The organism is Nitritalea halalkaliphila LW7, from assembly GCF_000265075.1.
Taxonomy (GTDB): Bacteria; Bacteroidota; Bacteroidia; order Cytophagales; family Cyclobacteriaceae; genus Nitritalea; species Nitritalea halalkaliphila.
On record NZ_AJYA01000002.1, the window covers coordinates 208874 to 234473 of the forward strand.

Annotated in this window: 26 protein-coding genes and 3 pseudogenes; 13 read left to right on the forward strand and 16 right to left on the reverse strand. The window is 49.4% G+C overall.

All coding sequences use genetic code 11. From position 1 onward, the window contains the following. Positions 1-83: 83 nt before the first annotated feature. The 6 genes from A3SI_RS16930 to atpD form a co-directional block, all read right to left on the reverse strand. Positions 84-881, reverse strand: coding sequence for an ArnT family glycosyltransferase (locus A3SI_RS16930; RefSeq protein WP_050977312.1), 798 nt, complete (start codon positions 879-881; stop codon positions 84-86). 84 nt (positions 882-965) lie between these two features. Then, entirely contained in the window at positions 966-1271 is a 306-nt protein-coding gene (hpf, locus tag A3SI_RS01550; RefSeq protein ID WP_040669742.1) for a ribosome hibernation-promoting factor, HPF/YfiA family, read from the reverse strand. Between the two features lie 27 nt (positions 1272-1298). Beyond that, positions 1299-2183: a tyrosine-type recombinase/integrase gene (locus tag A3SI_RS01555; protein WP_009053318.1), complete on the reverse strand. Its 885-nt coding sequence runs from the start codon at positions 2181-2183 to the stop codon at positions 1299-1301. Between the two features lie 191 nt (positions 2184-2374). After that, on the reverse strand, positions 2375-2569 hold the full coding sequence (rpsU, locus tag A3SI_RS01560; RefSeq protein ID WP_009053319.1) for a 30S ribosomal protein S21: 195 nt from the start codon (positions 2567-2569) through the stop codon (positions 2375-2377). Positions 2570-2892: 323 nt separating this feature from the next. Beyond that, positions 2893-3141, reverse strand: a complete 249-nt coding sequence (gene atpC, locus A3SI_RS01565; protein WP_009053320.1) for an ATP synthase F1 subunit epsilon — start codon at positions 3139-3141, stop codon at positions 2893-2895. Between the two features lie 9 nt (positions 3142-3150). Next, positions 3151-4653, reverse strand: a complete 1503-nt coding sequence (gene atpD / locus A3SI_RS01570) for a F0F1 ATP synthase subunit beta (RefSeq protein WP_009053321.1) — start codon at positions 4651-4653, stop codon at positions 3151-3153. Positions 4654-4737: 84 nt separating this feature from the next. Between atpD and A3SI_RS01575 the strand changes: the two genes are divergently transcribed. The 8 genes and pseudogenes from A3SI_RS01575 to A3SI_RS01610 all read left to right on the forward strand — a co-directional run bounded on the left by A3SI_RS01575 (position 4738) and on the right by A3SI_RS01610 (position 12306). Continuing rightward, positions 4738-4974 (forward strand): hypothetical protein, encoded by a 237-nt coding sequence (locus A3SI_RS01575; protein ID WP_156810109.1) that lies wholly within the window; start codon positions 4738-4740, stop codon positions 4972-4974. Between the two features lie 128 nt (positions 4975-5102). After that, the gene (locus A3SI_RS01580; RefSeq protein WP_009053323.1) at positions 5103-5972 is read left to right on the forward strand and encodes a heme/hemin ABC transporter substrate-binding protein; all 870 of its coding nucleotides are present in this window, start codon (positions 5103-5105) and stop codon (positions 5970-5972) included. 133 nt (positions 5973-6105) lie between these two features. After that, positions 6106-7034: pseudogene (locus A3SI_RS01585) on the forward strand (FecCD family ABC transporter permease). Beyond that, on the forward strand, positions 7034-7831 hold the full coding sequence (locus tag A3SI_RS01590) for a heme ABC transporter ATP-binding protein (protein ID WP_009053326.1): 798 nt from the start codon (positions 7034-7036) through the stop codon (positions 7829-7831). The pseudogene A3SI_RS01585 and the gene A3SI_RS01590 overlap by 1 nt, the downstream one beginning before the upstream one ends. A gap of 6 nt (positions 7832-7837) precedes the next feature. Continuing rightward, positions 7838-8944, forward strand: a complete 1107-nt coding sequence (locus A3SI_RS01595) for a hemin-degrading factor (protein ID WP_009053327.1) — start codon at positions 7838-7840, stop codon at positions 8942-8944. Further along, positions 8937-11231 carry a TonB-dependent receptor gene (locus A3SI_RS01600; protein ID WP_009053328.1) on the forward strand — a complete coding sequence of 765 codons (2295 nt, stop codon included), beginning with the start codon at positions 8937-8939 and terminating at the stop codon, positions 11229-11231. Before A3SI_RS01595 ends, A3SI_RS01600 begins: the two co-directional genes overlap by 8 nt. A gap of 11 nt (positions 11232-11242) precedes the next feature. Continuing rightward, entirely contained in the window at positions 11243-12001 is a 759-nt protein-coding gene (locus tag A3SI_RS01605; protein ID WP_083836416.1) for an HmuY family protein, read from the forward strand. Between the two features lie 11 nt (positions 12002-12012). Continuing rightward, positions 12013-12306, forward strand: coding sequence for an HmuY family protein (locus tag A3SI_RS01610; RefSeq protein ID WP_394330342.1), 294 nt, complete (start codon positions 12013-12015; stop codon positions 12304-12306). A gap of 302 nt (positions 12307-12608) precedes the next feature. Here the strand turns inward: A3SI_RS01610 and A3SI_RS01615 are convergent, their stop codons facing one another. Further along, entirely contained in the window at positions 12609-13043 is a 435-nt protein-coding gene (locus A3SI_RS01615) for a C40 family peptidase (protein WP_009053329.1), read from the reverse strand. Between the two features lie 195 nt (positions 13044-13238). Between A3SI_RS01615 and A3SI_RS01620 the strand changes: the two genes are divergently transcribed. Together A3SI_RS01620 and A3SI_RS01625 are read left to right on the forward strand one after the other, a co-directional pair. Beyond that, positions 13239-14240, forward strand: a complete 1002-nt coding sequence (locus tag A3SI_RS01620; protein ID WP_156810110.1) for a tetratricopeptide repeat protein — start codon at positions 13239-13241, stop codon at positions 14238-14240. Next, positions 14221-14463: a hypothetical protein gene (locus A3SI_RS01625; RefSeq protein ID WP_009053331.1), complete on the forward strand. Its 243-nt coding sequence runs from the start codon at positions 14221-14223 to the stop codon at positions 14461-14463. The genes A3SI_RS01620 and A3SI_RS01625 overlap by 20 nt, the downstream gene beginning before the upstream one ends. Here A3SI_RS01625 and coaE read toward each other — a convergent pair. The 9 genes and pseudogenes from coaE to A3SI_RS01660 all read right to left on the reverse strand — a co-directional run bounded on the left by coaE (position 14453) and on the right by A3SI_RS01660 (position 19615). Then, positions 14453-15076: a dephospho-CoA kinase gene (gene coaE, locus A3SI_RS01630; RefSeq protein ID WP_009053332.1), complete on the reverse strand. Its 624-nt coding sequence runs from the start codon at positions 15074-15076 to the stop codon at positions 14453-14455. The two genes, A3SI_RS01625 and coaE, sit on opposite strands and share 11 nt — an antisense overlap. Next, positions 15069-16040, reverse strand: a complete 972-nt coding sequence (locus tag A3SI_RS01635; RefSeq protein ID WP_009053333.1) for a YbbR-like domain-containing protein — start codon at positions 16038-16040, stop codon at positions 15069-15071. The genes coaE and A3SI_RS01635 overlap by 8 nt, the downstream gene beginning before the upstream one ends. Before the next feature lie 8 nt (positions 16041-16048). Continuing rightward, a complete protein-coding gene (yajC, locus tag A3SI_RS01640; protein ID WP_009053334.1) occupies positions 16049-16357 on the reverse strand; it encodes a preprotein translocase subunit YajC in 309 nt (102 codons plus the stop codon). 9 nt (positions 16358-16366) lie between these two features. Further along, on the reverse strand, positions 16367-16921 hold the full coding sequence (locus A3SI_RS01645) for a DUF1573 domain-containing protein (protein WP_009053335.1): 555 nt from the start codon (positions 16919-16921) through the stop codon (positions 16367-16369). Between the two features lie 5 nt (positions 16922-16926). Beyond that, a complete protein-coding gene (locus A3SI_RS01650; RefSeq protein ID WP_009053336.1) occupies positions 16927-17229 on the reverse strand; it encodes a YtxH domain-containing protein in 303 nt (100 codons plus the stop codon). A gap of 2 nt (positions 17230-17231) precedes the next feature. Beyond that, positions 17232-17648 carry a transcription antitermination factor NusB gene (nusB, locus tag A3SI_RS22010; protein ID WP_083836420.1) on the reverse strand — a complete coding sequence of 139 codons (417 nt, stop codon included), beginning with the start codon at positions 17646-17648 and terminating at the stop codon, positions 17232-17234. Between the two features lie 43 nt (positions 17649-17691). Further along, positions 17692-17949, reverse strand: coding sequence for a hypothetical protein (locus A3SI_RS22015; protein WP_083836417.1), 258 nt, complete (start codon positions 17947-17949; stop codon positions 17692-17694). After that, complete coding sequence (locus A3SI_RS22020; protein WP_009053339.1) at positions 17946-18485, reverse strand: hypothetical protein; 540 nt, start codon at positions 18483-18485, stop codon at positions 17946-17948. Before A3SI_RS22020 ends, A3SI_RS22015 begins: the two co-directional genes overlap by 4 nt. 30 nt (positions 18486-18515) lie before the next feature. Then, a pseudogene (locus A3SI_RS01660) lies at positions 18516-19615 on the reverse strand (Glu/Leu/Phe/Val dehydrogenase dimerization domain-containing protein). 145 nt (positions 19616-19760) lie between these two features. Between A3SI_RS01660 and A3SI_RS01665 the strand changes: the two are divergent. The 3 genes and pseudogenes from A3SI_RS01665 (at position 19761) to ileS (ending at position 25571) form a co-directional block, all read left to right on the forward strand. After that, positions 19761-21557, forward strand: coding sequence for an ABC transporter ATP-binding protein (locus A3SI_RS01665; protein WP_009053340.1), 1797 nt, complete (start codon positions 19761-19763; stop codon positions 21555-21557). Positions 21558-21657: 100 nt separating this feature from the next. Then, positions 21658-22017, forward strand: a complete 360-nt coding sequence (locus tag A3SI_RS01670; protein ID WP_083836419.1) for a DUF1569 domain-containing protein — start codon at positions 21658-21660, stop codon at positions 22015-22017. Positions 22018-22183: 166 nt separating this feature from the next. After that, positions 22184-25571 (forward strand): annotated as a pseudogene (gene ileS / locus A3SI_RS01675) (isoleucine--tRNA ligase). The last annotated feature ends 29 nt before the right edge of the window (positions 25572-25600 follow it).

Consider the following 25600-nt stretch of genomic DNA (forward strand, 5'->3'; position numbering starts at 1 on the left):
GATGAGAAGAAAGAGGACCCAGGTGATGCTGCTGCTGTAGAGGAGGAAGCGGAGGCTGGGGGATGTTTCGTGTCGAAGGTCTTTTAGCACGAGCATAGCAGAGGCAGGTAGAAGGGGGAGAAGAATCCGAGCTGTCCGCCGATGTATTCGCCGAGCCGGGCAGGGAGTGAGGGGCCGGTGCTGGTGCCTGCGACTCCTCCGAGGGTGCCGACATGGCGGAAGGTTACGAAGTCATTTTGGAGATTCCAGTACAGCACGGGGATGAGGGAAAGTAGGCTGATGCCCAGCATGAGGTAGGGGCCTGCTTTTTTCCAGGTGGAGGGGCTCTGCAGGGTCATGAAAAGGGCCCATGTGGGAAGGAGGAGCACCATGATGTTCTTTGATAGGATGCCGAGTAGTAGGCAAATTCCGAGGGCTATCCAGTGTTTAAGGGCGGGCTGTTCGATCGTTTTTACGGAAAGATAGAGCCCGAGTGTCCAGAAAAAGTACAGGGAGGAGTCCGTCGTATGAAAGAGGGAGGCGATATGGAGGAAGGGGCTGCAGAGCAGCAAAAGACTGGCGATTAACGCTTGCTTCGGGTTTAGGAAGCGCAGGGTCAGGCGGTAGAAAACGATGAGGGTGGCGGCGTGGAAGAAGAGGGCATTCGCTTTTATGGCCCACCAGGTATCTCCAAACAGGGCGCTGCTGATGGCATTATATACGGCGATGAGTAGGGGCTTCGAGTAGTAGTTCCAGTCGAGGTGCTTCGACCAGAGCCAGTACTGGGCTTCTTCTGTGAAGATAGATAGTCCACTAAAAGCGAAAAAGGCGATTTTCAGCAGGGCGCTGCCGATGATGGCAAGTAGGAGGAGGCGAAAATAGGGAGAGCTTTTCTGGTCCATGGGCTTATATTTTCCCAAAGGTCGAAAAAAAAGCCTCCCGACGGGAGGCTTTTAAAGAAAAAATGGGTGATAGCTGTGAGGAGCCTACTGTCTGGCGAGCACTACTTTCTCTTTGAACTTTTTAATCTGACGGCGGAGGCCTTCTATGGCATCGTCAGCTGCGGCCTCGAAGGAGTCTGCTTGGCTTTTCGCGAAGAGCTGTTTCCCGGGTACATTCAATTTAATTTCAATTAGTTTATTTTCATTGTTTTCATTTTTATCGAGTCTCATAAAAACTTCACCGTCGATGATGCGATCATAGAAAGTGTCCAACTTATCGGCTTTTTTCTGAACGAAGTCGATTAATTTTTGATCGGCATCGAAATGAATGGAATGCATTTGAAGTTTCATAGTATTCAAATTTAAGTTAAACGTATATTAAGCTTTAGGATGTGCTTGGTCAAACACCGCCTTCAGTTTTTCGATAGCATTATGGGTGTAAACCTGTGTGGCAGCGAGTCCGCTGTGGCCGAGTAGTTCTTTTACGGCGTTTAGGTCTGCCCCTTTGTTGAGGAGATGGGTCGCAAAAGTATGCCGCAGCACATGGGGACTCCGTTTCGTGGTTTGTGCCACGTGGTCGAGGTAGTGCCGAACAATGCGGTAAACTTTCATGGGATATAGTGGTTCTCTTGTATTCTTAACGATAAAATAATCACTCTTATTGATATTCGAAAACGTTTTCTCGTAATCTTTTTTATACGAAATTAAATTTCCTAAAAGTGGCTTTGGAATTGGTATAATTCTTTCTTTTTTTCTTTTGCCAAATACTTTTAGTTGCTGCTCAGGTATGGAAATGGCCTCCCAGCGCAGGCCTAGCAGCTCTGAAAGTCGAATGCCGGTATAATAGAGTGTGGCGAGGAGGACATAGTCGCGCTTGCCTTCGAAAGTATCCGGGTAAGGGAGTTCATGGAGCAGACTTTCGATACCTGCATCTGAAATAAATTCAGGTAATTTTCGAGCTGTTTTTAAGCTTTGAAGTTTTAGGGTGGGATCGCTGCTGATGTGGTTTTCCCGTAAGCAGAAGTGGTAAAAGGATTTTAGCGTGGCTATTTTTCTGTTAACACTACGGGCTTGGATGCCGCTATCCACGAGGTGGATGATGAAGGCACGGAGCTCACGGTGGCTGCAGTGCGTGATGGACACCTCAGGATAATGTTCTTCCAAGAATAGGCTCAGCTGTTTCAGGTCTGTCGCATAAGCGGTACAGGTGTGTGTGCTGTAGCGTTTTTCGTAAGTGAGGTGATTTAGGAAGCTGTCAACCATGCCTGACGGGTTAAATCTTTCCTTAAGGTAGTATGTTTTGGGCAGAAATCCTATTGCGGGCTAAGGGCAGGTTTCAGGGGCTTGCCTTTGGCAAAAAAAGGATCGGATGGGAGGGGGATAGGGGAAAAAAGAAACGCACGACTCTGGAGGATTTCCGGAATCGTGCGTCGGTGTTCGTCTTATAGAAAAACTTACTGGCCTGCTTCGGTTTGAAGACGCTGCTTGTAAGCCGCTTTGATGACTTGATCTCTTCTTTTTACAGAAGGTTTCACAAAATGCTGACGCGCTCTTAGTTCTCTAATAGCACCTGTTCTGTCGAACTTCTTTTTAAAACGCTTCAGCGCTTTCTCGATAGACTCGTTTTCTTTTACGTTTACTACGATCATATGTATACACCTCCTTTCAGCTTGCAAAGGTAGTGAAAAGGATTCATTCTCCCAAAGTAATCCAAGGAATATGTGCTTATCCTCTTGGTTTCGGGTGATCTTGCTACCTGTGGGGTATGTCCAGAACCGTGCGGATGGGGCATTAGCCAAGTTTTAGAGCGGGCTTGTCTAAAGTGGGCTTGCCTTTTTGGGATTATGTGAAGGGAGGGGGGATCGCCGTAAAAAAAAGCGCGTAAGTCAAAAGATCCCTTTTGCTTACGCGCTTGCATACTGTATGTGTTTTGGTAACGGTTAATCGCTCTACTTCAGGAAGTGATAAGCGATTAGGAAAGCACTTTTTCTACGAGTAGAACGATTTTATTGTCTTTCACTTCTACCACACCACCGTCTACGACCATGCTGGCTTTGCCCGCAGGGCCACTGTAAGCGACTACCCCTTTCGCTAGTGCGGAAACGATAGCTGCGTGGTTTTGAAGAACCTGAAAGGAACCGTTCGCTCCGGGGAAAGTAGCTTCTGTTACTTGACCTTCGAAGATTTTCTTATCAGGTGTTACGATTTCAAGTTGCATCATGCGGATTCCTTATTTTACTTCAGCAAGCATTTTTTCACCTTTCGCGATGGCATCTTCGATGCTACCTACGAGGTTAAAGGCTGCTTCAGGGAGGTGATCTAACTCACCATCCATGATCATGTTAAATCCTTTGATGGTGTCTTTAATGTCTACGAGAACTCCTTTAAGGCCTGTAAACTGCTCCGCTACGTGGAAAGGCTGAGAAAGGAAACGCTGTACACGACGCGCGCGGTGTACGACTAACTTATCTTCTTCGGATAATTCTTCCATACCGAGGATGGCGATGATATCCTGAAGTTCTTTATAACGCTGTAAGATTTCTTTCACACGCTGTGCACATCCGTAATGCTCTTCTCCAAGGATATCTGGAGAAAGAATTCGGGAAGTAGAATCTAGAGGATCCACAGCTGGGTAGATACCTAGCTCGGCGATTTTACGTGATAGTACAGTAGTAGCATCCAAGTGTGCGAAAGTAGTCGCAGGCGCTGGATCGGTTAAGTCATCCGCAGGTACGTAAACGGCCTGTACAGAAGTAATGGATCCATTTTTCGTAGAGGTAATACGCTCTTGCATCGCTCCCATTTCCGTGGCTAGCGTCGGCTGATACCCTACCGCTGAAGGCATACGGCCAAGAAGGGCGGATACCTCAGAACCTGCCTGCGTGAAGCGGAAGATGTTATCGATGAAGAAAAGGATATCTTTCCCTTGACCATCTCCTTCACCATCACGGTAATATTCCGCAAGTGTAAGACCTGTTAACGCCACACGTGCACGGGCCCCAGGAGGCTCGTTCATCTGACCGAACACGAAAGTCGCCTTAGACTCTTCTAATTTCTTTAGATCCACTTTAGAAAGATCCCAACCACCCTCGTTTTCGAGACTGTGAACGAAGTCATCACCGTAGGTTACGATGCCTGATTCGATCATCTCGCGAAGTAGGTCATTTCCTTCACGTGTACGTTCACCTACCCCTGCGAATACAGATAAACCGGAGTATGCTTTTGCGATGTTATTAATAAGTTCCTGAATCAATACCGTCTTTCCTACACCGGCACCACCGAACAAACCGATTTTACCCCCTTTGGCATAAGGCTCGATGAGGTCGATTACCTTAATACCTGTATATAATACCTCGGTAGAAGTAGACAGGTCTTCGAATAATGGCGCAGAGCGGTGAATTGGTAAGCGCTTGGTGTTTTCTACTTGAGGAAGGCCATCGATCGCCTCTCCTACTACATTAAAGAGACGTCCTTTGATACCTTCACCGGTAGGAACAGAAATAGGGCCTTCTAAATCCTTCGCCTCCATGCCGCGCACCATACCCTCAGAAGAGTCCATCGCGATCGTTCTCACGCGGTCCTCACCTAAGTGCTGCTGCACTTCCAAAACCACTTTTTGACCGTTCTCCTTTACTACCTCGAGGGCGTCCAGGATGTTAGGTAATTTCCCCCCTTCAAAGGAGATGTCCACCACTGGACCAATTACCTGCGTTATCTTACCAATATTTGCCATTTTAATGTATTGATGTAAAAAAGGAATGACGTGTTTTTTAAACTCGCATGCAAAATTAATTATAAAAGCTTAATGCGAAAGGATATGCCCGTAATAAATGCGGAATTGTTTCTAAACTGGGGCACTAACTTGGTCATTAGCTATACAAAAGGCGACTTTTGGAAAAATTTTATACTACTTCTTGCCTTTATCGGACCTTTTCACCGTGTCCCTGTTTTCTTAGGCATTACTTTTCCCGTGGACTTTAGCAGCATGAGTGTGCGCGTAAACGTAGGTAGAGGGTTTTGGTTGCGGCTTTTACGTAATATTTTTTATATGTAACTAGCATTAAATGTGCTATTTATAGCTTCGATAGCTTCTGGAATCCAATAGATTTTTTCAATTAATACTTATTTGGATTTAATCTAAAGACACGCCATCTTTGTGTTATTAAAATTAAATCTAAATAAATGAGCAGACTTTGGATCTTGTGCCTGGCGTTCCTTTTGGCCTGCGGCCAAAACCAACCTACAGAACAGCAAGGGGAGGAAAAACTGATCGGAAAGCTGATTACAGCAGGGGGAACGGTGACGGAAATCGTTCACGCGCTGGGCTATGGGGAGCATATTATCGCGACAGACATCACGTCTACCTACCCGAAAGAGATGCAAGCGCTTCCAAGCATCGGCTACCGAAATCAGATTAAAGCAGAGGGAATTCTCGCCCTCGGGGCGGATATGCTCCTAGCAGAGGAAGGGTATCTGACCGATGATGTTGTTTCCCAGCTGGAGGCTACAGGGGTTAAGTTGGCCTTTTTTCCTAAGCCAAAGCATATCGAAGAAACCTATGCCGTAATCGCTGAAATAGGGGCTTTTCTGGATGTCCCGGAGCGTGCGGAGTCCCTGCTGAGTCGCATAAAAGAAGAGGAAAAGACACTCTACGCCTACCTGAATGAGCAGGAAAAAGAAACTACCCCACGCGTGCTATTTATCATGGCTCGGGGTCCAGAAACAGTATTTATCGCTGGAAAGGAAACTTTTGCGGAAAATATTATTCGTATGGCAGGGGCAGAGCCAGCCGCATTAGGTTTCCAGGATTTTGTTCCCCTGACCCCTGAGGCACTGCTGGAAATCGACCCGGATTATATTCTTTTGTTCGACTCAGGCATGCAGGCCATGGGTGGGCAGGAGGGCTTGCGCCAAATCCGCGGGATGGAAAACTTGCGCGCCTATACCTCTGGAAATGTATTGGCCTTCGACGGGCACTACCTGTCGGGCTTTGGACCCCGTGTGGCTCAGGCTGCCTTGGAACTTGCCCGTGCGACTTACCCTATGAATTGAGATGAAAACACTCCGCGCTACCGATTCGAAATCTACCCAAGCGGCACGCTTTTTCAGTGTGCTCGGCTTCGCGCTACTGTGCATGCTTCTTTTTAGCATGACGCGTGGGGCGTATGTACTGGATGCGGAGCGCATGTGGGCCGTGTTTTTACATGGAATAGGCATCGAGCATGCTGCCTTTAGGGCGCAAGATTTACATGTTTTAGTGCATCTACGCCTTCCAAGGGTGCTTTTAGCGGCACTTGTGGGGGGTGGGCTTGGCTTGGCTGGGGCGGCGCTTCAGGGCCTCTTCCGTAATCCGCTCGTGGAGCCCGGCCTCATCGGGGTGAGCGCAGGATCCGCCCTGTTCGCCGTTATCTTGATTGTATTCGGCCCGCTTATTCCGCTAGTGGCAGTTGTTCCTATCCGATTTTTGCTCCCCTTGGCAGCCTTTTCCGGCGGCCTTTTGGTCACCTTCCTGGTCTATCGCTTGGGAAGCTTGGGGGGGAAAACCGATATCTCGCTGCTGATCCTAGCCGGGGTAGCGCTAAATGCGCTGGCGGGAGCACTGATTGGGCTCGTCATCTATTATGCAGACGATGCGGCGCTGCGCAATTTTACCTTCTGGAGCCTCGGAGATGTAGGGGGTGCCAACTGGGATAAGTTTCAATTGGCCTTCCTTTTTATGGTTCCCGCGCTAGTTCTGATCATCAGTCAGTATCGGGCCTTAAATGCTTTGGCGATCGGGGAGCAGGAAGCCTTTCACATGGGGATAGATGTGCAGCGCGTGAAGGGGATTTTGCTGCTCTGCAGCGCCTTATCGTCGGAACCGCAGTCGCCTTCACCGGTACCATCGGCTTCGTGGGGCTAATCGTGCCGCATCTCATTCGCATGTGGCAGGGGGCGGATCATCGCTTGGTGTTAGGGGGTTCCTTCTTACTGGGTGCCTTTCTGCTTACCCTTGCGGATCTGCTCGCCAGAACCTTGGTGGCGCCGGCGGAACTGCCCATCGGTATCATTACCGCACTGCTTGGGGCACCGTTTTTTATCTATTTAATCATGCAAGTTAAACGTACCAGATAATGTTAGAAGCGAAAGGGATAAGTGCACGTTTAGGAGGGAGAACCATCGTTCATCAGGTGAATCTTCGGTTTACACCGGGCAAATTTTCAGTGATTTTAGGCCCGAATGGCGCTGGAAAGTCCACACTCTTTGGGCTACTGTCTGGTGATCAGGCTTGCGCCAAAGGGGAGGTCTTATATAATGCTCAGCCGCTGCGTGGGTTGAAGCCTAAGGCGCTGGCCCGTGTACGTGCGGTTATGCCGCAGCATAGCACGCTTACCTTTCCCTTTCGGGCGCAGGAAGTGGTCGAACTGGGCCTGCTAGCGGGGGATAGCCGCAGCGGTCAGGAGCGAGTAGAAGAAGCGATGGAAGCTTGTCAAGTGCTGCATCTTCGCGATAAATTTTACAATCAACTGTCAGGGGGTGAGCGGCAGCGGGTGCAGCTGGCACGCGTATTAACCCAGCTTTGGGATCCCCAACCTTTTCCACGCTATCTGCTGCTGGATGAGCCGATTTCTTCCATGGACATCGCGCAGCAGCACCATGTCTTACACCTGCTGAAGCGCTTACGTCAGCGTAACATCGCCGTGATCGCGATTTTACATGACCTGAGTCTAGCGGCTAACTATGCAGATGAGGTCGTGCTTCTAAAAGCGGGTGAACTTCAGGGACAAGGAAGTACAGCGGAAATGATGACGAATGCACGTCTCGCGAATCTCTTCGATCATCCTATCGAGGTGAGGCGCCAAGACTTTGGGATGCTCTCTGTGCACAGCGTACCGCACCCGGTCACAAATTGGAATAAAAATTTAGCATAAGATACTATGGAAACGACGATCAAAGCCCCTAAAATGGAGGCATTAAAGCAGGCTTGGGCGGAATTAAAAGCAGCATCGCCTCAGCTGCGCATTCGAGACGCCGCGACACAGCTGGGTGTATCGGAATTGGAGCTGTTAGTGACCCAGTTAGGTGAAGGCGTGACCCGATTAAACGCTGCCTTCGATGAGCAGTTAAAGCAGTTTCCTGCCTTGGGTAGGGTGATGGCGCTCACGCGCAATGAAGGCTGCGTGCTCGAGCACAAAGGTCCTTTCCAAAAAATCTCTTTGCATGGCGCCATGCCTCAGGTGGTGGCTACGGTTATCGGCCCTATCGAGCAGCGTGTTTTTCTTTCAGGTTGGAAATATGGTTTTGCCGTGGTGCAGGACAGCCCGCGCGGCGTGATGCGCAGCTTGCAGTACTTTGATGGTGAAGGACAAGCGGTGCTCAAAGTGTTTATGCAGACGAAGTCTAATTTAGACGCTTTCGATGAATTCGTTCGCAAGTATGAGGCAGAAGAGCAGGAAGCTGACTTTGCGCTAGCCGCTTATCCAACTCCCGTTTATGCGGAGGAGATCGACGTGACAGCCTTCCGGTTGGCATGGGAAAATATGAAAGATACCCATGATTTCTTCGGTATGCTGAAGACGTTTAATGTGCATCGCTTAGAAGCTTTAAAACTGATCGGCAAGCCTTGGGCTTATCCTGTGGACCGCCTGGAGGCAGTGCGCACGATTTTACATGTGGCTTCAGAAAAGCAGCTGCCGATTATGATTTTCGCCGGCAACAGAGGGAATATTCAAATTCATCAAGGGAAGGTAAAGAATATCAAACAGTTCGGCACTTGGCTGAATGTTATGGATCCGGATTTCAACATGCACCTAAATGAGGAGCAGGTGGCTTCTGCGTGGGTGGTGCATAAGCAAACCACAGATGGTTTGGTTTCTTCTGTGGAGCTTTTTGACGCTGCTGGAGAGATGATCGCTCAGTTTTTTGGCTTACGTAAGCGGGTCTGGCTCAAAACCAGACGTGGAAAGAAATTATTGATAGCTTGGTTTAATGTTGTGGAAAAGAGCGGGTGGCTTTCACCCGCTTTTCTTGAGACTTATGTGTAGATTTAATCTAAATAAAATCAGTGTATGGGTTTTCACATTCCATTTGGTTTTTCTATCGCTACAGGTGGCTGCCGCTGAGGGGCTGATGAAAGTGCAGGTGAAGGATCAGAAGGGAGCGGGAATACCCTTCGCTACGATACGGCTGGAGTCCGGCGGTGGCGTGGTGACGAATGAATATGGGGAAGCGGAGATTTTATTAGAGCAGGCGGCTGCCCGTGTGGAGGTATCTGCAGCAGGCTTCGAACCGCTTAAAGTACGTTTAGATGGCACCCGTGAATTTGTAGAAATTTTACTGAAAGAGCGTATTTCCGACTTAGAAGAAGTGGTCGTCACAGGGAATTTCGAGGCCCAGTCAGCGCGGCAGTCCGTTTATCAGGTGCGCAGCATCGATAAGGCGGTCATTCAAAAGCGTGCGGCTGGAAACATGCAGGAGGTGCTCAACACGGAATTAGGAATCCGTTTTTCTCAGGATAATGCCTTAGGTGCGAGTAACTTGGAGCTCAACGGTCTTTCGGGTCAAAATGTTAAGATTCTCATCGACGGTGTGCCGATGGTGGGCCGTCAGGGGGTGTCGAATGAGATCAACATTAACCAAATCGATATCAATCAGATCGAGCGGATCGAAATCGTGGAGGGGCCCATGTCGGTCATTTATGGTGCGGATGCTTTAGCGGGTGTGATTAACATCATTACCAAGGCGGGTTCGGGTAGCTTGCAGCAAAACCAATGGACGCTTTCCGCACGCCTTCAGGAGGAAACTGTGGGCGCGGAGTATCAACCTTTCGCTGGCCGAGGAAATCATATTCGCAGTATCAGCGGTGCTGGCCGTTTCGGTGCAGTGGGATTTAATGCCGGGATATCATCGAATAGCTTTGGTGGCTGGCAGGGTGATATCGAAGGCCGTCAGTTTGACTGGTTGCCGCGTGAACAGTTTTTCGCGAACGCGGGCCTGAACTATACGAAAGGCATTCTCACCTTAGACTACCACATAGACTATATGTGGGAGGACATTTTCTCTCCTGGGCCGGAAAGTCGTCTGGAGTGGATCGATCAAAACTTCATCACAAATCGACAGATGCACCGTTTAAATGGTGCGCTGAATTTACCTGGACGCTTTAAACTCTCTTGGCAAGGGGCCTATACGCATTTCACGCGCGATACAGAGGTAACTGTCACCAATGTCCGTACAGGGGAGCGTTTTCCTTCGCAGGCACCGGGTGCTCAGGCGCGCCTCTTGTATAATGGTCTGACTTGGCGCATGCTAGGGAGCTGGCAGGTGAATGATAAGTTGAATATCCAGCCGGGTATCGACATTAATGTGGAAGATGGTGTCGGGGATCGGATTTCAGAAAATGAGGGGATCGGCGATTATGCAGCCTTTTTATCTGCTGAGTGGAGCCCGACGCCGCGCATAAAAATCCGTCCGGGTATCCGCAGTGCCTATAATACGGCCTTCAGCCCACCTCCATTCATTCCCTCACTTAACACGAAATTTATTTTGAAGGAAGGCTTAGATCTACGTTTGGCGTACGCCAAAGGGTTCCGGGCTCCTTCCATTCGGGAAATGTACTTCGATTTCTTTGACGCCAGTCACAGTATTCGTGGGAATCCAGATCTGCAGGCAGAGATTTCGGATGCTTTTAACGGTTCCTTACAGTATCAAAATTATCAGTTCTTCGGGCTGAAAAGTACCTCTAACCTGAGTTTCTTTTATAACGATGTGCGGAATCAAATCGCCTTCGGTGTAGATCCACGAGATGTCCGCATCACGACCCTGTTTAATGTAGAGCGCTTTCGGACTACGGGCTGGCTCTTTACCCAGAGTTTCAGTCGGGGTGTGGTGAGTGGAAATGTAGGGTACTCCCGTATCGGTCGTTTTAACCGCATCGGTCAAGGGGTGGAAGGACTAACGCTACCGAATTTCGTATGGGCAAATGAGGTGACGGCGAATTTAATGGTGCAGCTGCCTGTATGGGATCTGGGGCTAAATGTTTTTTACAAGTATAATGGCGCCCTGCCAGGTTTCGAGCAGACGGTGGATAGCACAGCTGAGAACCCAGAGTTTCGGGAGATTTTACTGGAAGGCTTTCACTGGATGGATCTGACGCTTACCAAGCCGATCGGTGAGCATCTGATGCTAACCACAGGTGTCCGAAACATGATGGATATCGGGCGCATCAACAGTACCGCCCAAAACGGCGGTGCGCATGGAGGTGGACCGGAGCGCCCGATGGGCTATGGCCGATCCTATTTCTTAGGAATAACTTATCAATTCAATAAAAAATAAGCAAGTATCGTATGAAGTATTTACCGATTGTACTTTCTGTCATGATGGCAGGCGTACTCAGTGTGTCCTGTAGCGAAGATAATAATCCAGTAGTAGCGGTGGAGCCCACTGCAGAAGAGGGTTTTATCGAAATTAATGGAGGTGGGGCGAGTTTCCCTAACATGGTTTTCGTGAATTTAAGTGAAGAGGAGCAGGTGGCTGTCCCCCGGGAGAGCTGGGATCTAAGCTTCACGAATGGCTCCGGCTTCGAGGTGCTTATTAATGGTACTACAGGAGCGATGGCCTATCCTACGGGCAAGCAAACCTTCGAAGAAGTGGAGGCGGAAACGATGGAGATGCTCCGCACGGAAGGCAAGCTGGTGCTCGACTTTAACAACATGGTGAGCCGCCGTTATGTGGACGATCCGAATAACCCTTGGGTAAATGGGACAGCCATTCAGCCCGTTTCGGCGAATATGGCGGAAAATCAAGTATATATTTATAGCCGAGGAGAAAGTGGTGCTGCTGAGCGTCCCTGGGTGCTCCTTCGTGTAGATCGCGAGTCCAATGCCTATAAGTTGACGTACAAGGAGGTGGGTGGAACCGAGCGCAGTGCAGTCATCGCGAAGGGCTCAGATACGCACATGAACTATTTTTCCTTTACTGCAGATGCTGTGGTACAGGTGGAGCCTGCGCGTAAGAAATGGGATTTTGTCTGGACTGCGGGTACGAATGAGATTAGGTTCCTGCCGGGGAGAATGGTGTTATCGCCTACTTCTTTCAGGATTTAGTTCTCCATAACATTCAGAGTGAGGTCGGTATCGCCATGGTCATGGAGGCAGACATCGCATACGAAGACTTTGCTGCATCTGATTTAATGGGCCTAAGCTTGAATACCGATAATCGTTTAGCGATGGGCGCCAGCTGGCGTGGTGGTGGAGGTCCTAATCAGGCTCCCTCCATGCTCGACGATCGTTATTTTATCGTGAGAGACGCTCAGGGGAACCATTATAAGTTGCGCTGGGTATCTCTGACACGAAATGGTGAGCGTGGTCGTCCTTCATTCGAATACACCCTGGTCCAGGCAGCCGAGTAATTTGCATTTTTTAGTCTAGCTTTTTGCCTCGCGGCAAAATTACGGGTGATATCAGAACCCAGAAGCAAGTGATTCGCTTGGCTTCTGGGTTTTTTCTCTCTTCATGGCCTCTTCCGATTTGGGAAGTAGCCTATTATTGCCTAGCTAGTGGTGTTAGATATTAGATATGTCTTTAGAAGCTCCATCTACTAAGCTGACCGCGTAGACCTGGAGGGGTAAAGTAAAGGAAGTGAAACATCCACCGAAGCCACCTCCCATCATTCGGGTTTCCGGAACGGAGGGTAGCTTTTGCGCGAGCGCAGCTAAAATATCCGCCGCCCATGCCGATAGGTTTTCCTCCAGTAGCTCTTATCCAAGGAATCTTCCATCACCCCCTTACTCGTGGATGCATGAATGAATACAATGTCTTTTCCCTCTCGACGGCTCACGATGCCTGCATGATTAATCTCCCGACGATTCTTACCCGTAGAAAAAAACAAAACATCACCTTCCTGAAGCTTCCGCTTGCCCACCTTCTTTCCGATCAGACTCTGTTCCGCAGAAGTCCGCGGCAGCAGCAGTTGCACACTTGAAAAACTGTTGTAGACTAAAGCCGAGCAGTCTATCCCTTCGCGGCCCGTCCCTCCATAGCGGTAAGGGGTGCCGCGGTAACTTTGCGCCGTGCGCAAAACCTGGTCTACCTGGCTTCCCGCACCTGCTTCACGCTGGCACAGGAGCTGCCTAAAATCAGCCAACATACACCTAATAGGAGTGGGGTGAGCAAATTTCTTCTCATGTTTTTTCGCACTTTAATACTCGAATTTACAGGAATTTTCTTGTTTTTACTAAGCGATAAGCTATCGCTACAAAGAACCGTTAGTGGAAAAAGTAGCTGCGGGCTCGGAAATCCTTAGAATTAGCTGTATTTTCCTTCTTTTAAATCCAGTAAGCACATGAAAACCAGCTCCATGCCCCTCTTCTTGGCTTTTGCCTTGCTCTTCGTTATCGGCTGTACCACCAGTTCGGAAAAACAAGAAAACACAGCCTTCACACTGCCTGATGCAGGCAAGTATGGACAAGGGGTCGGCTTTTTAGGAGATTCTCTTTTTACCGATTTTTCGCCGGAGCGGCAGGCTGCCGAAACGAAGCGACTCCAAGAAGCACTAGCGGCTTTTGAGGATACACAGGAAGTAGGAGAGGGAATCTGGGTGGGACGGCGCCTTGCCTATCTCGGCCTGCACCGAGAGGCCATAGCGGTCTATTCCGCACTTTTGGACAAGCACCCGCGTGATCCTGAAGTCTTGCGTCACCGTGGACATCGCTATATCAGTTTGCGAGAGCTGGACGCAGCCATTCGTGATTTTTCCCTTGCGGCGCAGTACATGGAAGGGATGCCGCTTCAGGTGGAAGAAGATGGTTTGCCTAATGCACAAAATATCCCGCTTTCGACCTTGCAGTTTAATGTCTGGTACCATTTAGGATTGGCACATTACTTAGTTGGCGACTTCGAAAGCGCCCGGCAGGCCTATCAGCGCTGCCTAGAGGTCTGCGAAAATGATGACTCCATCGTGGCTACCCTAGACTGGTATTACATGACTTTACATCGCCTTGGTTTTGCCGAAGAGGCAGAAGACTTACTTCGCTCATTCGATTTAGAAAATGCTGTAATCATCGAAAATGATGCTTATTTCCAGCGCTTGAAGCTTTATAGCGGGCAGCTAGAGCCAGAAGCCCTACTGGACCTCCAGCAAAATCCCGATACGCAAGAGGCCCGCTTGGGTTTTGTGACGCAGGGCTACGGACTCGGACGCTATTACATGCGGGAAGGGCAACCTGAAGCGGCAAGAAACGTTTTTAAACGCGTGTTGTCCACTGGATATTGGGCAGCTTTTGGGTATATTGCGTCCGAAAAAGCATTAGCGGACTTAGAAGAACATGAGCAGAGCGGAATTTAATGCCTTAAGCATCCATCAAAAAATTAAACTTCTCTACGCAGAAGGTACCTTTATCGTGGGTATCCGCTACTACACGCATAAGGTGAATCTGTATCTGTTAGATCAGCAGTATATCGAGGTTTTTTATAATCACAAAGCCGATAAAATCGATAAGATCGACTTTCTAAACGAAAACCATTCGCGGATGAATTTTTACCTCGATCAAATCCAGCTTAAAGACTAATACGCTCGGCAGCTTTCTTTCGGAGCTGCGCATCTACCGTTAAAACTTGTGGGATCAGTGCTTTCTGATCGGTGTTTTTGATGATAAACTCAGCGAAACGGGCTTTTTCTTCATCGGGAAGCTGACGATCGATGATGGCATTAATCTGCTTCAGGTCCCGCTGTGGGTCGCGTGCCAAGATGCGATTTATGCGTACCACTAAGGGCGATTTGACGAGGATCAGGCTATCCAGCTCCTTATAAGATCCCGATTCTACCAGCAGTGCGGCTTCCTTAAGCACATAGGGATGTGCCTGGTGGGCTTCACTCCAGGCGCTAAAATCTCGTCCCACAGCTGGGTGCACGAGTCCGTTTAGGCGCTTCGTCGCTGCTTCATCATGAAAAACTGTAGCAGCTAAGTAGGCTCGATTTAGCTCTCCTGCGCTCGTATAGGCCTCCCGGCCAAAGGCAGCCTGTATGCCTTCCCGAAGCGCCTCGTCCGTCTGCATCAGCACTTTCGCACGGTCGTCTGCTGCATAAAAGGGTACGCCTAAAAGCGTGAAAATCCGAGCAACGATGGACTTTCCCGCGCCGATACCTCCTGTAATACCCACTAAAAGCGCTCGCTTATTCATTTCTGTAGCGGATGCGGAGCTGTGCAGGCTCCAGTTGGATGTCTTCTAAAAAGTTTATCTTGGGATTCAGCTCCACCTGAACAGTGCTGTCTGAGCGATCCCGTGCATTGTAATTGACTACAGCCTCTAAAGCCGTACTGTTTAAGTCCTCCAAGCGCCTTTCATCTACCTTATAACTTAGCATCACATAGCGAGGCTCCTGCACCAGAAAGGCATTTGCAGGGAAATTGGCCAGCTCTAAGTTGAGACGCTTGGTGCCTTCCAGCATTTCGTACACTTGAAAGCGAATCTGCACCGATTCATCTAGTAAGGTCAGGAATTCACGATAGGGCTCTGGTATCAGTAAGGGCATGATGCGGTTATAATCTCGCGCGATCTTATCCTCACTTATCCGGATAAGCAGTGTGCCGTTTAGCTGTTCTAAAATAGATGTAGGTCCTCGAACTTCTATCAGTCTCAGGCTAATGCTAATTTGTCCATCAAGGCGATAATTTTTTGCCAAAAAGTTTTCACCTTGGTCAAGCTCTATTTTTACACGCGCCTTCGTGATACGATCGATTTGAAAATGAATCGAATCCTGTACCGCAGACACTAAGCTCGTAGGCGAAATACTCTCGGAAAGGTTTCTACGAATTTCACTTGTCAAGATGAAGTTTCTAGCCGAGGGGTCTGATAGCTCGATAATAAAAGGGGTCTGATTGACCTGAAAATACTTGCGAAATAAATCCCAGCCATTTCCATTTACCTCGATTTTTATCGAGGAAGGAAGCTTTTTCACCGGCATGAACTCCTCCTGGTTGTATAAAAACAAAATGGGGTAGTCCACCACCGTGGTGTAGTTGTCTTTATTTAAAGCATTTAAAACCCAAAAAGTGGCAGCGGCTATTAAACATAGCACTGCCACTTTAGTATTGGCCACATTTTTAGGCGTAACCCGTCGGATGACCTTTTTTATCTTGCTCAAAACTCGAATTATTTACCCGTAGCTCTCTTTGTGTAATCTAAAGAAACAGCTGTCTTTTCGATCGTTACCTTTAGACCACGATCTAATTCTATGGTAAGCGTATCCGCTTCGACGCTATGCACCTTGCCGTGTAAGCCACCGATTGTGACTACAGGGTCGCCCTTTTTCACAGCTTCCAGAAAATTCTTCGTTTCCTTTTGCTTTTGCTGCTGAGGACGGATCATAAAGAAATACATAATTAGGATAATCGCCCCGAAAAGGAATACCTGGCCCATAATGGCACTCGTATCTGCCTGTAAAAGAAGAAATGTTAACATCTTTACCGATTAACGTTTGATAGGTCCGAACTGATTGTTGGCAGCACCTCCCCTTGGAGTTACATTGCCCTTCAGTCGGAGTCTTGTGATAGATGGATTAGTATTGGCTTGAATGCTCACTGTGGGTGCTTGAGCCCCAGGCTTCGCCGTAGAATTAAACTTCACGGTCACGAAACCTTCATCTCCGGGCTTAATCGGAGCGCGGGTGTATTCAGGAGTGGTACATCCACAGGAAGCCGTAATATTATTGATAACCAGCGGAGATTCTCCGGTATTTACGAATTTAAAGGTGTGCTCCACCACCTGTCCCTCGTTAATCGTTCCGAAATCATGCTCGATTTCAGAAAACTGGAAGGCGCCCAGATTAGCGGGATCCACCTGCTGTACCTGCTGCACATTGGATGGAGTGGCCGCCTGTGACTGTGTAGCCTCCAGACGAGCTAACTTCTGCTCTAATTCTGCTATCTTATTCGCTTGATCGTTTTCGCTCCCTTTACTGTCGCAGGCGACAAAGGCAAATCCGGCCAGCGCTATAGCCAAGCCGGTTTTCACGATGTACTTCATGGTTATCAGTTTTTATCTGTATTGATTTGGTCGATGAGTTTATTCACATCGTTTAATAAATTTTCCGCTTTGGATTTCGCCTCAGTAATCACGCGATCTCCCTCCGACTTGGCCTCATTTGCAGGAAGGTTTTTGCCCTCCTTTAAATCTTCGATAAGCTCTTCTAACTCCTCCTTGTACTTCGATAGCTGATACGATAGTTTCCCACGCGTATTCTTTCCACTATCAGGTGCAAAAAGAATCCCTAAGGCAGCGCCTACACCGGCACCTGCTATAAATGCTAACCAAGATGTGCTGTTTTTGCTCATAATTATCTATTGTCTAGTAAACCTCTACCGCTTTTACGTATTTCTCCGGCTTCAGTTAATTCTTTTGAAAGAACATCTAGCAGGCCATTTACGAATTGCTTACTCTTCGGCGTGCTATAATGCTTCGATATGTCGATGTATTCGTTAATACTCACCTTCGTCGGTATGCTCGGAAACTGCTTCATCTCCGTTAATGCCATCGAAAGAATAATTTTATCCGTAAGGGCTACCCGCTCGATATCCCAATTTTCCGTCTTTTTAGCGATTAAATCACGGTGATTGTCTTCGTTTGCGATGGTGAAGTTAACGATATTTTGGAAGAATTCCTTATCCTCCTCCCAGTTCATCGCGATTTCAGGGAGCAAGCCGTCCGCCGCTAAATCAGACGCTGAAGCATTTTTAATCACTTTTGATGCCAAACTGCGAATGACAGCCTTATTTTCCGTCCAGTGTAAATCCTTACTACTTAAAAACTCGATGATAGGCTCCGCTTTGAAAACTATTTTCTTCAGCAAATGCTACTAAAATCCCCAAATCTTTCTCCACATCCGTCTCCTCTAAGGCGATATAGGCTTGATAGGCTTCATCCGGCTTCACATAAGTTCGAAACCAGTCTTTGATATCTAATGAAATCTCCTCTAAATCTACATCCAAGCGCGTCAGCGCAGAGCGATACAGCACATCACGCTGAATTTGGCCTAAAATACGGTTGCGACTCAAATTAAGCGCCCCAGGATGCACCTCTCGGATCCCCGTCTGCCGCTTTTGCTTGCGCTGCTCCTCACCTGCACGTGTTTGCCGAAGGCCACCAGTAACTCGATCGCGTACAGATACAGCTGGGGAATTTTTTCCGCTGCGATGACCATATTGCTGGTTAAAAAATCGAGATCTTTTCTATTCAGCTCATGATAGGTGTGAATGGCCTTTATCGCTTCTGACTTGATTTTCGTCGAAAGCTCCGACTGACTAATCAGGTGCTTGCTGGATAAATGCTTCGTAAAAACTTCTATACAGGTCTGTGCGTCTAATTTGAGCTGCTTTTTATCCTGAAACTCCATGCTGTTCAGATCAGGCAAAAATGCCGTTCGTATCTGATCCTTCGCGATTTCTAGGTTAGCTCCCTTACACTGCTCATAAGCGTAAAGGTTTTGGAACGCTTTTATGCGTAGAATTCTCCTGTTTAACATGTCTGAAAGTAAAGAACGTTTGGAGGGCTGCCGCCCCAAAAGGGAGACAAGCAGGGACTCACGCCCCATACTCGTCTGATTATTTATATAATGATGGAATTAGAATGCTAATTTCACGCGTCCGATAGCCTCGATACGTGCCATGGCCATCGCGATAGCCGCCTCCTGAGAAGGGATCCCCTCATTCGCCGACTTGTCTAGAATGGCACTGCAAATATCGTAAATTTTTTCTGCATGCGCATAGGTATTCTCACGATTATATCCACCGAAATACTCAGCGCCCACATTGATAAGGCCACCTGCATTAATCAGGAAGTCAGGTGCATAGATGATGCCCTTGTCTAATAAAAGCTGCCCGTGGCGCTGCTCATCCTTCAACTGGTTATTCGCGCCACCTGCGATCACTGCACATTTTAAGCGGTCGATGGTGTCGTCATTCACCGTAGCCCCTAAGGCACAGGGCGCATAGATATCCATGTCCATGTCATACACAGCGTCTGCAGGAATGACGGTAGCCCCACTCGTTTTCGCTACCTCACGAAGTTTTTCTTCGAAAATATCGGTGATGAAAATTTGAGCACGCTCCTTTACCAGATGCTCTACTAAGTACTTTCCTACCTGTCCGATACCCTGCACCACGATGCGCTTATCGGTCAGACTGTCGCTGCCAAATGCTTTTTTGGCGGCAGCTTTCATCCCCAAATAGGTGCCGTAGGCCGTCACTGGAGAAGGGTCTCCACCACCCCCTCGGTCTCCGGAAGACCCGTCACATGGCGCGTTTCCATGGCGATGTACTCCATGTCACTTGTCTTCATGTTCACATCCTCCGCGGTGATGTAGCGGCCGCTAAGGCTCTCCACGAACCGGCCAAATCGACGTAAAAAGGCTTCGTTTTTCTGCGCCGGATTACCGATGATGACCGCCTTGCCACCACCTAAATTTAAGCCAGAAATGGCGGCCTTAAAGGTCATGCCACGAGATAAGCGGAGAACGTCCGTAATCGCCTCTTCCTCAGAAGCGTACGGCCACATACGCGTACCCCCTAATGCAGGGCCTAAAGTGGTATTATGGATGCCGATGATGGCCTTTAATCCTGTAGGCGCATCATAGCACATCACTAACTGCTCGTGTCCGAGCGCTTCTATTTGACCATAAACAGAAGTCTGCTGTACGTTTTCCACGGTATTAATCTCTAGCATGTGAACTTGGTACTTATTAAAGTGTTATATTTGGGATTATCTGCACTAAAAACCCGCCACAAAATTATGTATTTATCGCCGGCTTTTCTACTGCAATTAAAAGACTTATCTGAAACTAATCAAGTGATTTAAAAGTTTTTCTTTCGTGAAACCCCTCTTAAGATTAAATAAATACCTCTACAAGTATAAGCACTACCTGCTGCTCGGCATACTATTTACGGTTATTTCAAACATCTTTGTTATAATCCCTGCGCAGCTCGTTCGTGTAGCCATAGATTATGTGGTCGACAGCTTTACTTTTTATAAACTCTTTTCGGATCTCGCTTATGCTGAGGAGGTTCGCGCTGTTTACATCCAGCATATCCTCTTTTTCGGGGTGCTCATCCTCCTCATGGCGCTACTCCGTGGTCTTTTCCTGTTTTTAATCCGCCAAACCATCATCATCATGTCTCGCCTCATCGAGTTCGACATGAAAAATGAAATTTACGCCCACTATCAGGCACTCCCGCTTAGCTTCTACCGCCGAAGCTCCACGGGGGATCTGATGGCGCGCATCACCGAAGATGTGAGCCGCGTCCGCATGTACCTCGGCCCCGCTATCATGTATGGGATTAATCTGCTCGTACTCTTCCCACTCGTTATCGGCTATATGCTCTCCGTAAACGTGCCGCTCACGCTTTACTCCCTACTCCCCCTGCCGATCCTGTCCATCAGCATCTATTTCGTTAACAACATGATTAACGAGCGCTCGGAGAAAATCCAGCGTAGCCTTTCCGGGCTTAGCACCTTCGTACAGGAAGCCTTCTCCGGCATCCGCGTGCTAAAAGCTTTCGTTCGCGAAGAAGATAGCAGTGCTTCCTTCCGCCAAGCCTCCGAAGATTATAAAGACAAATCGATTCGCCTAACGGTGGTCCAAGCGCTCTTTTATCCCTTAATTTTAGCCCTCATCGGCATCAGCACCATTATCACCGTGTATGTAGGTGGCATTCAGGTCATCGAAGGAACTATCGGCTATGGAGTTATCGCGGAATTTATTTTGTACGTCAACATGCTCACCTGGCCCGTGACCTCCCTCGGCTGGGTAACCAGTATCATTCAGCGCGCAGCTGCCTCGCAAGAGCGGATTAATGAATTCCTCGATGAGAAAAATGATATCGTTAGTGAGGAGGCGCTCGATGTACAGATTAAAGGGGAGGTGCGCTTCGCCAATGTGGACTTCATCTACCCAGACTCTGGCGTGCAGGCCTTGAAAGGGGTTTCGTTCCACTTGTCCCCCGGACAGTCCCTCGCCATTATCGGTACCACAGGCTCTGGAAAATCCACTATCGCCAACCTCCTGATGCGCCTTTATGATGTCAGCGGTGGAGAAATACAGATCGACGGCAGGCCCATTCGCGCCTACGCTCCCGATAGCCTCCGCAGGCAGATTGGCTTTGTGCCGCAGGATGTCTTCCTATTCAGCGACAGCATCGCGAATAACATCGCCTTCGGGGCAGATTCCCTTTCTCAAGAGGCCATCGAGCAGGCAGCCCGGGATGCCGATGTCTACGATAACATCATCCAATTTCCAAAAGGCTTCGAAACGCGCCTCGGTGAGCGAGGCATTACTCTTTCGGGGGGGCAGAAGCAGCGGGTTTCCATCGCCCGTGCCATCGCAAAGGAGCCGGCTATACTCCTGCTCGACGACTGCCTCTCCGCGGTAGATACCAAAACGGAAAATGCGATTTTAGAAGCGCTGAAGCGTATTATGAAGGCACGCACCTCCATAATCATCTCCCACCGCGTGTCCTCCGCGAAGCTGGCCGACCATGTTATTGTGCTCGACGAAGGGCGCATCGTGGAGCAGGGCGGACACGAGCAGCTCATGGAAGCGAAAGGAGTCTATGCCACCCTTTATGAAAAACAAACCCAGGGGAACGAGGCCCTGAGCGAAGAAAGTTGATCCATCCTCCACCCCCTACACGCTAACCCATGTCCCAAATCGCATCGCTCTTCCCCCGCATTGAAAATCTGCAGACGCATGATCAGCCCCTCTGGGCAAAATGAACGTCGTAGAAATGTGCGCCCACTGTGCCCTTGTTGCCGATAAGGTCTTGACCTGGGACAAGCCACTCCGACCGGCCACCTGGAAGCAGCGCTTGGCCAAATACTATTTTTTATACCTACAGCCCCGCTTTCCTAAGCATGTGAAAGTGGCGGAGCCGCTGCTGACGCAGGGCAAAGTAGATGACCTGGAATTAAGTGAAGCAAAGGCGCATTTCAGCCAGCGCTTACGTGCTTTCATGCAGGCGCCCGATACGATCCGTACGCCACATCCCTTTTTCGGGCCACTGAATAAAAAAGAATGGGGCATCGTGCTATTTAAGCACAGTGACCACCACTTGAGGCAATTTGGCCGCTAGGCTGACTGCCTGAATCTACCCCTGCATAGCCGTTTTAGTGCCAGAAAAATACCCGAAAAGCGCTATTTTCTTGTAACTTTGCGCATCAAAACGAACGAGGTTCCAGTCCGTCCATTTTGCCTGAAGGGCGATGCATGGTAAGGAGGACCTCCTTAACGAGCTATACGTGAAAAAGTATCAGGAATTTAAGCAGGTGGATTATCCCCAGATCGCCGAGGATATTCTTCGATTTTGGAAAGAAAATGGCACCTTCCAAGCCTCTGTGGATCAGCGTGAAGGAGCAGAAACGTTTACCTTTTTCGAAGGTCCTCCTTCTGCGAACGGCACGCCGGGCATTCACCATGTCATGGCCCGCACCCTGAAAGATATTTTTTGTCGCTATAAAACCCTGAAAGCTTCCAAGTGAAGCGAAAAGGGGGCTGGGACACCCATGGCCTGCCCGTGGAACTCCAAGTGGAAAAAGAACTGGGCATCACCAAAGAAGATATCGGCAAGAAAATTTCCGTGGAGGAGTATAATGCCCGCTGCCGCGAAACGGTCATGCGCTTTAAGGATGAGTGGGACGCCCTCACCGAGCAGATCGGCTACTGGGTGGATCTGGATGACCCGTACATAACTTTTGAACCGAAATACATCGAGTCGCTCTGGCATCTTCTTCGCAGACTTTACGATAAGGGCCTGCTGTATAAGGGCTACACGATCCAGCCCTACTCTCCGGCTGCAGGTACCGGGCTTAGTTCCCACGAGCTGAACCAGCCGGGCTGCTACCGCGAGGTGAAGGACACTTCCATCACCGCTCAGTTTAAACTGCGCGAAGCGGAAAATACCTATGTACTGGCCTGGACCACGACGCCTGGACCCTTCCTTCTAACTCCGCGCTCGCCGTGGGGAGTCATCTCGATTATGTGAAGGTGGAGACCTTTAACCCCTACACCTTCGAGCGGCAGTTCGTGATTTTAGCGGAGAAGCGAATGCAGAGTTACTTGCAGCCGAAAGGCGCTGAAGGGGACTTAGATGCCTACAAGCCAGGGGATAAGGTGATTCCCTACCGTCTGGTGGAGCGCTTTAAAGGGGAGGCCCTGCTGGGCCAAAGCTACGAGCAGCTGCTACCTATCCCTGAACTGAACCTGCCTGCGCCAGCCTTCACCATCGTGGCTGGGGACTATGTGACGACCGAAGATGGTACCGGAATCGTACACCTGGCAAAGGCCTTCGGAGCGGATGACTTCCGCACCCTCGTACAGCAGGGCATTCCTGGGGTTTTCGTACAAGACGAAACGGGGGCCGACGTACCTGTGGTGGATAAGCAAGGTAAGTTTTTGCCGGTGGTAGGGGCTTACCTGGCGGCCAAGTTGGAGGAGCACGGCATCACTGCGCATAAAACCTTCGGGCCGGATGATTTTTATGTAAAAAACTATACCGGCGAGGACGAAGCGCATCCCGATTTTAAATCCACAGACGTGCTCATCTCCATCATCCTGAAAAATGAAAACAAAGCCTTTAAGGTAGAGAAATACGAGCACAGCTACCCGCACTGCTGGAGAACGGATAAGCCCATTCTCTATTATCCGCTCGAAAGCTGGTTTATCAAAACGACGGCTTATAAAGACCGTCTTGTGGAGCTGAATAAAACGATCAACTGGAAGCCGGAAGCTACCGGAACAGGTCGTTTTGGCAACTGGCTTGAAAATTTAGTGGACTGGAACCTGAGCCGGAGCCGCTTCTGGGGCACTCCGCTGCCGATTTGGCGCACGGAGGATGGCACAGAGGAGCGCTGCATCGGCTCCATCGCGGAACTGGAAGCAGGCATCGAAGAGTCCATCGCGAAAGGCTTTATGAAGGCCTCCCCATACGCGGATAAGCCGGTGGACCTGCACCGCCCTTTTGTGGACGATGTGGTACTGGTTTCTGCCTCCGGCAAAGCCATGTACCGAGAGCCCGACTTGATCGATGTGTGGTTCGATTCCGGCGCCATGCCTTATGCGCAGTGGCACTACCCTTTTGAAAATGAGGCCCTTTTTGAGGCTAACTATCCCGCAGATTACATTGCTGAAGGCGTGGACCAAACGCGCGGCTGGTTCTTTACCCTGCATGCCATCGCCGTCATGCTCTTCGATCAGGTGGCGTTTAAAAACGTGATCGCGAATGGTCTGGTGCTGGATAAAAATGGGAATAAGATGTCCAAGCGTCTCGGTAATGCGGTGAACCCCTTTGAGACCTTGAAGACTTTCGGGCCGGATGCCTTACGCTGGTACATGCTGAGTAATGCGAACCCTTGGGACAATCTAAAATTCAATACCGATGGCGTCGGAGAGGTGCAGCGTCGCTTCTTCGGGACGCTCCAAAATACCTATAATTTCTTCGCTTTATACGCGAATCTGGACCAGTTCGTTTATAAGCAGGAGCAGGTGATTCCGGTGGCACAGCGACCAGAGCTCGATCGCTGGATCAGCTCCAAGCTGCAGTCGCTTATCCTGGAGGTGGAGCAGGCCATGGATCAGTACGACGCTACCCGAGCCACGCGTGCGATTATGAACTTTACAGTGGATCAGCTCTCGAACTGGTATGTGCGCCTTGCGCGTAAAAGATTCTGGAGAGGGGAGCTCACTGTGGACAAGCAGGCTGCCTACGAGACCTTATATGAGAATCTGTTTACGCTAAGCCAGCTGATGGCTTCCTTTGCGCCGTTTTATTCGGACTGGTTGTATCAGCAGCTTACCGCCGCGGTGCGCGCGGAAGGGGCCACACTACCGACTTCCATCCACCTGACGGACTGGCTGGAGGCCGATAGCGCTCTAATCGATACAGAGCTGGAGCAGAGCATGCAGCTGGCACAGGATATCTCTTCACTGGTGCATGGTCTCCGGAAGCGGGATAAACTTAAAGTGCGTCAGCCGCTGCAGAAGATATTAATTCCCGTGCTGGATCCTGCCGTGAGAACGCGCATCGAGCAGGTGGAAGACCTGATTAAGAGCGAGGTAAATATCAAAGAAGTGGCCTACATCGACGACACCTCAGGAATCCTCGTGAAGCAAGTGAAACCGAATTTTAAGTTGCTCGGGAAAAAATTCGGGCCGCTGCTGAAGCAGGTGGGTGCTGTTATTCAGGGCTGGGGTGCTGCCGAGATCGCCGAGATCGAGCGAGCCGGTCAGGTGCAGGTCCTTTTGGCCGAAGGCCAAACGGTGGACATCACACTGGAAGAGGTGCTGATCACCTCACAAGATATTCCAGGCTGGTCCGTGGCGAGCGATCGTGGCGTGACGGTGGCGCTGGATGTGACGCTGACTCCGGAGCTGGAGCAGGAAGGGCTGGCGCGTGAGCTGGTAAACCGGATCCAAAACATCCGAAAGGATATGGGGCTGGAGGTGCAGGACAAGATCAGCGTGCAGCTGGCCAGTACGCACCCGAGCTTAGCAGCCACTCTGGGAGGCTTCGCTTCTTATATCCAGGCCGAGACACAGGCCCTCTATCTCGAGCAGGTGGAGGAGATGCAGGATGGCGTTCTGCTGGATTTGGAAGAGTTACAAGTTTTTGTGAATTTGCACAAAATATAAATAGCAGCGGCCGAGCTTTCTGTGCGGAG

Bases quoted from the DNA above. Each gene is read 5' to 3' on its own strand.
- A3SI_RS16930 (WP_050977312.1), bottom strand. From the start codon at position 881: ATGGACCAGAAAAGCTCTCCCTATTTTCGCCTCCTCCTACTTGCCATC.
- hpf (WP_040669742.1), bottom strand. From the start codon at position 1,271: ATGAAACTTCAAATGCATTCCATTCATTTCGATGCCGATCAAAAATTA.
- A3SI_RS01555 (WP_009053318.1), bottom strand. From the start codon at position 2,183: ATGGTTGACAGCTTCCTAAATCACCTCACTTACGAAAAACGCTACAGC.
- rpsU (WP_009053319.1), bottom strand. From the start codon at position 2,569: ATGATCGTAGTAAACGTAAAAGAAAACGAGTCTATCGAGAAAGCGCTG.
- atpC (WP_009053320.1), bottom strand. From the start codon at position 3,141: ATGATGCAACTTGAAATCGTAACACCTGATAAGAAAATCTTCGAAGGT.
- atpD (WP_009053321.1), bottom strand. From the start codon at position 4,653: ATGGCAAATATTGGTAAGATAACGCAGGTAATTGGTCCAGTGGTGGAC.
- A3SI_RS01575 (WP_156810109.1), top strand. From the start codon at position 4,738: ATGCCCGTAATAAATGCGGAATTGTTTCTAAACTGGGGCACTAACTTG.
- A3SI_RS01580 (WP_009053323.1), top strand. From the start codon at position 5,103: ATGAGCAGACTTTGGATCTTGTGCCTGGCGTTCCTTTTGGCCTGCGGC.
- A3SI_RS01590 (WP_009053326.1), top strand. From the start codon at position 7,034: ATGTTAGAAGCGAAAGGGATAAGTGCACGTTTAGGAGGGAGAACCATC.
- A3SI_RS01595 (WP_009053327.1), top strand. From the start codon at position 7,838: ATGGAAACGACGATCAAAGCCCCTAAAATGGAGGCATTAAAGCAGGCT.
- A3SI_RS01600 (WP_009053328.1), top strand. From the start codon at position 8,937: ATGTGTAGATTTAATCTAAATAAAATCAGTGTATGGGTTTTCACATTC.
- A3SI_RS01605 (WP_083836416.1), top strand. From the start codon at position 11,243: ATGAAGTATTTACCGATTGTACTTTCTGTCATGATGGCAGGCGTACTC.
- A3SI_RS01615 (WP_009053329.1), bottom strand. From the start codon at position 13,043: ATGTTGGCTGATTTTAGGCAGCTCCTGTGCCAGCGTGAAGCAGGTGCG.
- A3SI_RS01620 (WP_156810110.1), top strand. From the start codon at position 13,239: ATGAAAACCAGCTCCATGCCCCTCTTCTTGGCTTTTGCCTTGCTCTTC.
- A3SI_RS01625 (WP_009053331.1), top strand. From the start codon at position 14,221: ATGAGCAGAGCGGAATTTAATGCCTTAAGCATCCATCAAAAAATTAAA.
- coaE (WP_009053332.1), bottom strand. From the start codon at position 15,076: ATGAATAAGCGAGCGCTTTTAGTGGGTATTACAGGAGGTATCGGCGCG.
- yajC (WP_009053334.1), bottom strand. From the start codon at position 16,357: ATGTTAACATTTCTTCTTTTACAGGCAGATACGAGTGCCATTATGGGC.
- A3SI_RS01645 (WP_009053335.1), bottom strand. From the start codon at position 16,921: ATGAAGTACATCGTGAAAACCGGCTTGGCTATAGCGCTGGCCGGATTT.
- A3SI_RS01650 (WP_009053336.1), bottom strand. From the start codon at position 17,229: ATGAGCAAAAACAGCACATCTTGGTTAGCATTTATAGCAGGTGCCGGT.
- A3SI_RS22020 (WP_009053339.1), bottom strand. From the start codon at position 18,485: ATGGGGCGTGAGTCCCTGCTTGTCTCCCTTTTGGGGCGGCAGCCCTCC.
- A3SI_RS01670 (WP_083836419.1), top strand. From the start codon at position 21,658: ATGAACGTCGTAGAAATGTGCGCCCACTGTGCCCTTGTTGCCGATAAG.